Annotated in this window: 10 protein-coding genes and 1 tRNA gene; 3 read left to right on the forward strand and 8 right to left on the reverse strand. The window is 32.1% G+C overall.

Features of this window, described 5'->3' with window-relative positions:
- Window positions 1–68: 68 nt before the first annotated feature.
- Window positions 69–554 (reverse strand): hypothetical protein, encoded by a 486-nt coding sequence (locus LDL23_RS07510; protein ID WP_291265145.1) that lies wholly within the window; start codon window positions 552–554, stop codon window positions 69–71.
- A 69-nt stretch (window positions 555–623) separates the two neighbouring features.
- Window positions 624–696, reverse strand: a tRNA-Met gene (locus LDL23_RS07515).
- A 117-nt stretch (window positions 697–813) separates the two neighbouring features.
- Here LDL23_RS07515 and era point away from each other — a divergent pair.
- Window positions 814–1,698 carry a GTPase Era gene (era, locus tag LDL23_RS07520; protein WP_291265146.1) on the forward strand — a complete coding sequence of 295 codons (885 nt, stop codon included), beginning with the start codon at window positions 814–816 and terminating at the stop codon, window positions 1,696–1,698.
- 35 nt (window positions 1,699–1,733) lie between these two features.
- Here era and LDL23_RS07525 read toward each other — a convergent pair whose 3' ends face one another.
- From LDL23_RS07525 to LDL23_RS07550, 6 genes are all read right to left on the reverse strand, one after another.
- A complete protein-coding gene (locus LDL23_RS07525; protein WP_291265147.1) occupies window positions 1,734–2,501 on the reverse strand; it encodes an ATP-binding cassette domain-containing protein in 768 nt (255 codons plus the stop codon).
- A 1-nt stretch (window position 2,502) separates the two neighbouring features.
- On the reverse strand, window positions 2,503–3,531 hold the full coding sequence (locus LDL23_RS07530; RefSeq protein WP_291265148.1) for an iron ABC transporter permease: 1,029 nt from the start codon (window positions 3,529–3,531) through the stop codon (window positions 2,503–2,505).
- A complete protein-coding gene (locus LDL23_RS07535) occupies window positions 3,531–4,394 on the reverse strand; it encodes an ABC transporter substrate-binding protein (RefSeq protein ID WP_291265149.1) in 864 nt (287 codons plus the stop codon). The genes LDL23_RS07530 and LDL23_RS07535 overlap by 1 nt, the downstream gene beginning before the upstream one ends.
- A gap of 42 nt (window positions 4,395–4,436) precedes the next feature.
- Window positions 4,437–6,650, reverse strand: a complete 2,214-nt coding sequence (locus tag LDL23_RS07540; RefSeq protein WP_291265150.1) for a TonB-dependent receptor — start codon at window positions 6,648–6,650, stop codon at window positions 4,437–4,439.
- An 80-nt stretch (window positions 6,651–6,730) separates the two neighbouring features.
- Entirely contained in the window at window positions 6,731–7,057 is a 327-nt protein-coding gene (locus LDL23_RS07545) for a hypothetical protein (RefSeq protein ID WP_291265151.1), read from the reverse strand.
- A gap of 239 nt (window positions 7,058–7,296) precedes the next feature.
- Complete coding sequence (locus LDL23_RS07550; RefSeq protein ID WP_291265152.1) at window positions 7,297–7,788, reverse strand: hypothetical protein; 492 nt, start codon at window positions 7,786–7,788, stop codon at window positions 7,297–7,299.
- A 241-nt stretch (window positions 7,789–8,029) separates the two neighbouring features.
- On the opposite strand from LDL23_RS07550, the gene der reads away from it, so the two are divergent.
- Window positions 8,030–9,340 (forward strand): ribosome biogenesis GTPase Der, encoded by a 1,311-nt coding sequence (der, locus tag LDL23_RS07555; RefSeq protein WP_291265153.1) that lies wholly within the window; start codon window positions 8,030–8,032, stop codon window positions 9,338–9,340.
- Between the two features lie 130 nt (window positions 9,341–9,470).
- On the forward strand, window positions 9,471–10,000 hold a 530-nt coding region (locus tag LDL23_RS07560), incomplete at its 3' end, for a carboxypeptidase-like regulatory domain-containing protein (RefSeq protein ID WP_291265154.1).

The raw sequence follows: 10,000 nt of genomic DNA on the forward strand, positions 1-10,000 counted from the left end.
ATTTGGACTGGAATTGGGTGGTCAGTTTGCACCGAAATCGATGGTCAATTTAGACTGGAAAGTGGTGGTCAATTTGACCGTTTTTTCCATTCAAAACGTTTGATTCTGGATTTAAAACGAATATAGGAATTCTCGGTCATCATATTTTTTTTGATGTCCAGTGCGAAAGCAAAAGCTTCTTTTACGGATTTAATTTCGTTTTGTGTGCCTTTTTCGTCATAAGGATTGTAGCCTTCTTTTAAGATTCGAAGTAAATTTCGGCGATAGGTTTCTAGGATTTCCATTCGCTCTTCTTTGGTTTTATAGCGGTTCACACCTCCTTTGATAAAGGGTTGTTTTTCTAAAAAACCTGTTTTTGGATTACGAAAAGAGAAATAGACAAACCAGTTTTTATCTAAAGCTTCTTGTTGTTCTGCTTTAGAATATTTGGACCATTTAGTAATCTCAATACCTCCAGTATAGATTTTGGGTTCGGTGTAATTGCGTTTTGGCTTCAAGGTAAAATCGTTTACGGTTTCGTTTACGATTTGTAAGATACTAAGAATTTTGGACATAAAAAAAAGGTTTTGAAAAGTATTCAAAACCTTTTACTTTAAAGCCTTAGCGGGCTTTTTTCTACTTAGTAGCGGGAACAGGACTCGAACCTGTGACCTTCGGGTTATGAGCCCGACGAGCTGCCTACTGCTCTATCCCGCGATTTGTGAGTGCAAAGGTACACTCTTTATTTAAAATTACAAGACTTTTTTAAAAATAATGTTTTCTTTCTACTATTTCAGGCGTTATCACTACCTTTGTACCCATAAATTTATTGAAATGGAGCACAGAGCAGGTTATGTAAATATCATTGGAAATCCGAATGTAGGGAAATCAACTCTTATGAATGCGTTTGTAGGGGAACGCCTTTCTATTATCACATCGAAAGCACAAACTACGAGACACCGTATTTTAGGAATTGTAAATGGAGATGATTTTCAAGTTTTATTTTCAGATACGCCTGGAATTATAAAACCAGCGTATGAATTACAAAATTCGATGATGGATTTTGTGAAATCAGCTTTTGAAGATGCTGACATTTTGGTTTACATGGTAGAGATTGGCGAAAAAGAATTAAAAGACGAAGCGTTTTTTAATAAAATTATCCACTCTAAGATTCCGGTTTTATTATTATTGAATAAAATTGACAAATCGAACCAAGAACAGTTGGAAGAACAAATGCAAATGTGGAAAGACAAAGTACCCAATGCCGAAATCTATCCCATTTCTGCTTTAGAAAACTTTAATGTCCAAACTGTTTTTGATCGAATTATTGAATTGCTTCCTGTTTCCCCAGCGTTTTATCCAAAAGATGCTTTGACTGATAAACCAGAACGTTTCTTTGTCAACGAAACCATTCGTGAGAAAATCTTGTTGAATTACGATAAAGAAATTCCGTATGCTGTAGAAATTGAAACGGAAGAATTTATTGAAGACGACAACATCATTAGAATTCGCGCCGTAATCATGGTAGAGCGTGATACGCAAAAAGGAATCATCATTGGACACAAAGGTGCGGCATTGAAGAAAGTTGGGATTCAAGCAAGAGAAGATTTAGAAAAATTCTTTGGAAAACAAATTCACTTAGCTACTTACGTTAAAGTAAATAAAGATTGGAGAAGCAACGAACGTCAGTTGAGACGTTTTGGATATAATCAAAAATAAATAGAAAAGCCTGATAAGTATATCAGGCTTTCTTTTTAAAAATGAATGAAGATTTCGTTTTCTATTGTATGAATTTTAGGCTCCATTTTAAAAGCTTCTACTATATTTTCTTTAGACAAAACTTCTGATTTATTTCCTGAGGCAATTACTTTTCCTTGACTAAGCAGCATAATTTTATCGGCAAATTTAGCCGTCAAATTCAAATCGTGCAAAACGCCAATAATTACAATGTTATTCGCTTTTGCTAATTCTTGCATTTTGTACATAAAACTATATTGAAAATGGACATCTAGAAATGTTAGAGGTTCATCTAGAATTAAATAGCGTGTTTTATTTTCTTCGGAAAACCAGATTTGAGCTAAAACTCGGGCAAAATGAACCCGTTGCATCTCGCCTCCACTTAAAGTCAAGTAATTCCTATCTACAAAACTTTCTAATTCAAAAAACTGAATCGCTTCATTACAAGCTCGTTTGTCTTTTTCAGATGGATAATTGCTAAAATGTGGATATCTTCCCATCATTACAATATCACGAACGGTTAACGGAAAATTCAACTTACTATTTTGAGATAAAACAGCTCTTACTTTAGCCAATTCTGAAATTGATAAAAACTCAGCATCATAATCAACTGTCCCTTTTTGATTTAATTTTAATTGACCACAAATTGACTTTATGAAAGTTGATTTTCCAGCGCCATTTGGACCAATGATTAGCGTTATTTTACCCGCTTCAAATGTTTCTGAAATATTTTCCAGAATTACTTTATTAGCAATAGCAACCGATAAATTTTTAGTTGTAAGCATATTAAAAAAAGTAATTAGATTTTCGTAATAAAATAATAAACACTGGAACTCCAACAAATGAGGTTACAATTCCAATTGGCAATTCCGCAGGACTTAATAATAATCGTGCAACCAAATCGGCAAAGCAAAGAAAAATGGCACCAAATAGCGAACCGAAAATAATGAGTTTTCGGATATCGGAACCACTAATCATTCTTATAATATGAGGCACAATTAATCCCACAAAACCAATAACTCCTACAAATGAGGTAGCCACCGAAACCATAATAACATTAATTATTAAAACTTGATATTTTAAGAGATTCACATTGATTCCTAAATAGCTTGCTTCATCGGCTCCAAGAATTAGAGTATTTAATTTCTTACCTAAAAAATAAGACAAAATTAAACCGGAAATAGAAAAAAAAGCAACCAATTCTACCGCTTGCCAATTGGCTCCTGAAAGTGTTCCTAAATTCCAAAATGAAATAGAACGCGCTTGTGGATCACGAGCAATGTAGGATAAAAATCCAATTCCGCTTAAAAACAAAGCATTTACAGCAACCCCAATTAATAACAAAACCGTTACCGAATTGTTGTTTCCGTTTATTTTAGACAAGGAAAAAACCAAAAATGTTCCAATTATTCCACCAATGCACGCTATAAGTGGCAACGAAATGTTATTGGTTGCAAAAGCGAAAGTATTACCCAAAACAATAAAAAAGGAAGCCCCAAAAGCAGCTCCGCTAGAAGTTCCTATGAGTCCTGGTTCTACAATTGGGTTTCTAAATAATGCTTGAACTAATGTTCCACCAACGGCCAATGTTGCACCAACTAAAATACTTAACACCGATCTTGGCAATCTTATATCAATGAAAATACGTTCATTTAACGTTGTAAATTCATTTCCGTTGAAAAAATTCATGAATGAAGAAAACATCTCATCAAGTGAAATTTTAACGGCTCCTAATCCAATAGACAATAAGAAAACTACTACTAATAATAATAGCAACGTTATCAATAAAAAGAAATCTCGTTTTGTAAAAAACATTATTGCTGAATTAATTTTTGAATCAGTTGGATATTTTTACCTGTTCTTGGCCCTAAATACACCAAATCATGTTCTTCTATTCTGTAAATTTTCTTGTCTTTGTATGCTTTAGTACTTGAAACTCCGGGTAATTCTCCTATTTTATCATAAGAACCACCCAGTTTATCATAACCAAAATCGGTAATTAAAATAACATCTGGATTTGCAGCGGCTACTAATTCTGGAGAAAGATGTTTCATCCCTTTTTCTTCATCTATTGCAATTTCACCACCAGCCCATTCGATCATTTTACCACCCGTACTATTTTTAGTCATAACTAAATATACATTTGAAGCTTGTCCATAATGTATAACCAAAACTCTTGTTTTTTTTGTGAAAGCGTTTGTTTTTTTAATTGCTTCATCAAATTCATTTTTCAAAGTAATACAGATAGAATCGGCCGCTTTTTCTCTTTTAAAGTAGCGTCCCATTTCATGAATTAACGAATCAGTTCCTGCAATGGTTTGTTCATACTTTCCAAATTGTTTCATAGGAACTTTAAGTTTCTTCAATTGATCAACCACGGTTTCAGGACCAATATTATCATCTTCAATCACAATAGTTGGTTTGCTCGCCAAAATGGCTTCCAAACTCAACGCTCTATGATAACCAACAGTTGGTAGTTCTTTTAATTCTGCTGGATAAGTACTTGACACATCAACAGCAACTAAATCTTTTTGAGCACCTAATGCGCAAATAATTTCATTGTATTGCTTTGCAATGCAAACAATTCTTGTTGTAGTTTCTTGCTTTTTGTCTTCTTTCGAAAATCTTTCACAACCTGTAACAACAAGTAACACTACTAAGTATTTTATAGCTTTCATATTATCAAATTTAAGAGCGGCATAAAACCGCTCTTTTATTAATTAGAATGTATATTTTAAGTTTAATCCACCAAAGAAAGTTGCATTATAAGGTGCTGGCAAATAAGCATCTGGCAACTGGTTATTGAATACCATTTGGTAATATTGTGTATTTGTAATGTTATTTATCCCAAGACTTGCATCTAATGATAAGTTATTTACAATTTTTCTTTGGTAACCTAACTTAGCATTTAACAAATTATAACTTTTGGTTTCATAATGAACCCTATTAGGATCTGTTGTTGCAGTAGGCACATAACTGTAAAAAACCGCATCTCTGTAATTATAGGTCACATTTCCATAAAAACCATATTTAAACACAAAATCAAAACCGGAGTTAAATACAACTGGAGGAGTTCCTAATACTTTTTCACCTGAAAAATCAAATGCTATATTGTACGTTCTTTGAAAAACATAATCTTTATATTTAAAATCTGAATATGTTACGTTTGCGAAAGGAGTTACATTTTTAACGAATCCAGTTTCTGACTTGATTAATTCGTATTTTACATTAATTTCTATTCCTTTATGAACTTGCTCTCCAGCATTAACAATGTAAGAATATAAAGTTGCCGTATTTGTAGCATTTGGAACTGCTACAGAAGTCATTTTGTCTTTAAAATTTGTTTGAAAAAGGGCTACTTCATAAGTAAATCTATTACTAAACAAACTTCCCTTAGAGCCTATCTCGAATTGAGTTCCAACTTCTGCTTTTAAATCTTTATTAACTTCTCCTGTAAAAGGAATATAAAAATAAGAACTAACAGGTGCTTTATACCCTTTATTATAAGAAGCGTATAATGAAACTTTTTTATTAAAAACTTTGTTAATAGCAAATTTAGGCGAAATCATATTTTTATATGAAGTTCTAAATGTAGTTGGCATGTAAGTACTAGGTGTATTATTAGCTGCAACATAAACTCTATCTTGTAATTCAATACCCATATAACTGCTTCCAACACCTGCAGTAAGAGAAAAGTCTTTTGGCATATTCAATGTCCATTCTGTAAACAAGTTATTTGTTTTAGAAATACTGTACTTGTTACTTCTTTGATTTCCAATTACATTATAAGCATCAGGATCTACACCATTAGCAACCATAGCATAAGCAATAGTTTGAGAATTTTGTTGTTGCAATTCAGCCCCTGTAATACCTGAAAGTTTAAGCGAAGTTCCTAAGTCGAAATTTGTATTAAATGATGTTCTAAAACCATAATTTAATGCTGTTCTATCCGTCCAACCTCCTGCAGAACTTGCGTCACTTACAATTCCAGTTCCAAAAACAGTTAGCGTATTTCCTATGTTTTTATTAAATTGATAATCATGATTTAAACCTCCTCTAAAACTAATAACATGAGAATGTGCATCATTCTTAATGTAAGCAGGGTTTCCAGAATAATCAAAATCTTCATATTGCTCTCGCGTTAATTCTCCGTTTCTTTGATCATAACTATCGCTGTATCCTAAGTAAGCATTGATTTTTTGTTTCTCACTTAGTGAAGCATTTCCAAAAATATTTACAAAATCTTTACTTGAAGCCGTATGTTTCATGAAACCATCATATGATTGATTTCCATAATTAATCAACATTGATCCATTTTTCCCTCCTATCTGAGCTTGTGTTGTTAGTCTTTTTAATCCATAACTTCCAAACAATGTATTTTGTGTTAATGAAATTTTTTCTAGCTCTGGCTGTATTGTTTTTAGATTTACAACACCTGCTATGGCTAAACCATATAATGAACCTGAAGGCCCTTTAACGATTTCCACATTACCGATAGATGCAAAATCAATATCATCTAATACCGTTATTCCTTCTGCATCTGTTACTGGAATATTGTTTAAATAAACTTTAGTTCCTTGTGTGTCAAAATTACTATTTGAACCATTTGTTCCTCTTACCCCATTTCCATAGCCACGAATATTAAATTGTTGACCTCCAGAAACCGTTCTTTTTTGCATATTTACACCTGGCGCATTTGTATTAATGGCATCATCTAAAAACAACCCCGTATTTCTATTCAATTCTTTTTTATCCAATTTTGATATCGATTGTGGTTGACTTAGAATTGACTTATTTGAATTTGATGTAGCTGTAACTTCTACTTCTTTTAAGTAATTAATTTTTGCTACAGAATCATTTTTTGTGTCTTGACTATAAACCATAGTCGATGTAACGATAGCTAAAAGAGCTATCATTTTATTTAATAATTTCATTTTATTTTTAATTTAAATTAAATAACAAGCATATCTAGATGCGTTTTAAAATGCATCTAATCAACATAAATTGAAAAAAATTAAATAAAATCGGGAGGTGGAACAATTATAGATAAATAAACTTCTTTTATGTAAATGAAGTTAAATGGTGTTTTTTTCAAAGATTCCTTTTTAAGAGACTTTGAAATGTAATATGGTGTTTTATTCAAACAAGCAATCTTGGTTTTGAAGATACTTTTCCCCTTAGAAGACTGACTTTTCTTTTGAATGTTTTTAATTTTCAACGCAAAATTTTTCTCTTTTTTGTCTTTAAAAAGTTTTAATTTAATAAAATTACCTTCAAATGATTCTTCTAAAATATCATAAAGTTCATCATCGATAACCATTTCGTGGTCATCAATTTTCATTAAAAAATAATCTTTTTTAGAAATTGTCTTAGTAACAACTAGATGAGGGTTTTTATTAGACTCAGCAATTTTTTTGAAAATTTTATGTGAAAAAGTAGCAAAATAGAACATCCCTACTGATTGAAGTAGTATAAATACAGCTAAAAACAAAATGGTGTATTTTTTATTCAAAATTGGGGCTAGTTAATTGACCTCAAATGTATTAAATTAATTTCTTAAAAAAGAAACGTTTTTCATTCTTAACTTAAAACCTTATGCATCAAATCTTCTAATTCATGCATTTGTGGAACACCTTGCTCTCTATTTAATCGCGCCATAAAATAGAGCGAAAACCAAAAAACAACCATTACACCCATAATACTAAAATCTAAAACTACTGATTGTTTTAACGACCAATGCGTGTAAGCCATCATAGCAAAAACCAAAAATAATCCAGCAACTATAAAATGTAAAAACATAAAAAGCGTCCAAAGCAATTGCTCAGGCCCGAACAAGCCTTTTACTGTGGTTTTATCTTCATTGGCTTCTAATTCCAAATGTAAAAATGGTGAATAGTATTTTCGTTTTTCTTTACTGAAATAAAAATACAAATGTTCGTCTATGATTTTGATTTGGTAATCCGATTTTAATTCAGACTTTAACGTTTTGGCTCTTTCTAAAATTTCCGCAACACTTTTTTTTGATTCCACTTCAAACTTAGGACGAAGTGCGATGCTTTTTTCGGGTTCCATACACTTGAGATTTGTGCGAATATATAAATTTTTAACAAATGTTAAATAAAATTTTCAGTCTAGCCCAGATAAGAATGAAAACCCCGCAAATTTTACACCTATTTTTTCTTTTTATTGTGATAGCGACCTTAGAAGCTACCGCAATAAATTTAGAAAAAAAGACGTAAAATTGTGGAGTTGTAATGGATAGCTGGAAAAAGCTCCAAAAAAAATCGTACTTTTGCCGATTCAAAATAAGATTATGAACAATATTGTTGCCATTGTAGGAAGACCAAATGTTGGAAAATCCACATTTTTTAACCGTTTAATTCAGCGAAGAGAAGCCATTGTTGACTCGGTAAGCGGTGTTACACGTGATAGAAATTATGGAAAAAGTGAGTGGAACGGAAAAGAATTTTCGGTAATTGATACCGGAGGTTATGTAAAAGGTTCGGATGATATTTTTGAAGGAGAAATTCGTCGTCAAGTAGAATTAGCTATTGACGAGGCGGATGCTATTGTTTTTGTGGTAGATGTTGAGGAAGGCATAACTCCAATGGATGAAGAAGTAGCGAAATTGCTTCGTAAAGTTAAAAAACCTATTCTTTTAGTAGTCAATAAAGTAGACAATGCCATGCGTGAAAAAGACGCAGTGGAATTCTATAATTTAGGATTAGGTGAATATTTCACCATTTCAGGAATGAGCGGAAGCGGAACTGGGGAATTATTAGATAAAATCGTAGAGGTTTTACCTGAATTACCAGAAGCGATAGAAGAAGAAAATCCGTTACCAAGATTTTGTGTTGTAGGAAGACCAAATGCTGGAAAATCATCATTCATCAACGCTTTAATTGGCGAAGATCGATTTGTAGTAACTGATATTGCAGGAACTACTCGTGATGCGATTGACACAAAATACAACCGTTTTGGATTTGAATTCAACTTAGTTGATACGGCTGGAATTAGACGTAAAGCGAAAGTAAAAGAAGATTTAGAATTTTATTCCGTAATGCGTTCGGTAAGAGCAATTGAGCACAGTGACGTGTGTTTATTGGTTATCGATGCGACTCGTGGATTTGAAGGACAAGATCAAAGTATTTTTTGGTTGGCCGAGAAAAACCGTAAAGGAATCGTAATCTTAGTCAACAAATGGGATTTGGTTGAAAAAGACACTATGTCAACAAGAGATTACGAAAGAAAAATTAGAGAAGAAATTGCACCTTTTACTGATGTGCCGATTTTATTTATCTCAGCTTTAACGAAACAACGTTTATTGAAAGCGTTAGAAACTGCAGTTGAAGTTTTTGAAAACAGAAAACAACGTATTTCAACTTCTAAATTCAATGAGTTGATGTTGCCTATTATTGAAGCAACGCCACCACCAGCATTGAAAGGAAAATACATCAAGATTAAATATTGTATGCAGTTACCAACACCAACGCCTCAGTTTGTGTTTTTTGCGAATTTGCCACAATATGTAAAAGACCCGTATAAGCGATTTATTGAAAATAAGTTAAGAGAACAATACAATTTTAGTGGTGTTCCAATTGATATTTATTTCAGACAGAAATAGTTGAAAAACCGAAGTTAACGCTTCGGTTTTTTTATGGTCTTTGTTAAATTTTTCGTAAGAAAATTTTTAGTTACACAATAAATATTTTATTTCGTAGTTTATAACAACTTAAAACAAACTTCACTTTTTTATGCGAAATAATTTTTTATTAGCCTTATTGTTGCTGGTTACCCCAGCCATTTTTTCTCAAAACACTATTTTATTAAAAGGAAAAATAATTGATAAGAATAGTGCTCTCCCTTTAGAATCTGCAACCATTTATTTAAAAACTGTAAAAGATTCAACTGTTGTAGATTACACCATTTCGGATAAAAATGGGAATTTTGAAATCAAAACCAAGAAAAATGAAAGTCCAATTTATTTTAAAGTATCCTACATTGGTTATACCGATTACACTGAAAAATTAGACAATTTAAGCAAAGACAAAGATTTTGGTTTTATTAAATTAGCTGAAAATGTAAGCACTTTAAACGAGGTTGTAGTTCAATCAGAAGCTCCACCTATTACAATTAAAAGCGACACATTGGAATTTAACGCTTCATCTTTCAAAGTACGACCAGATGCTAATGTTGAAGCTTTGTTAAAACAGCTTCCAGGTGTTGAAATTGACGAAGAAGGTAAAATTACTGTCAACGGAAAAGAAGTAAACAATATTTTAGT

The sequence above is a fragment of the Flavobacterium sp. genome (genome assembly GCF_020217025.1).
Classification (GTDB): Bacteria; Bacteroidota; Bacteroidia; order Flavobacteriales; family Flavobacteriaceae; genus Flavobacterium.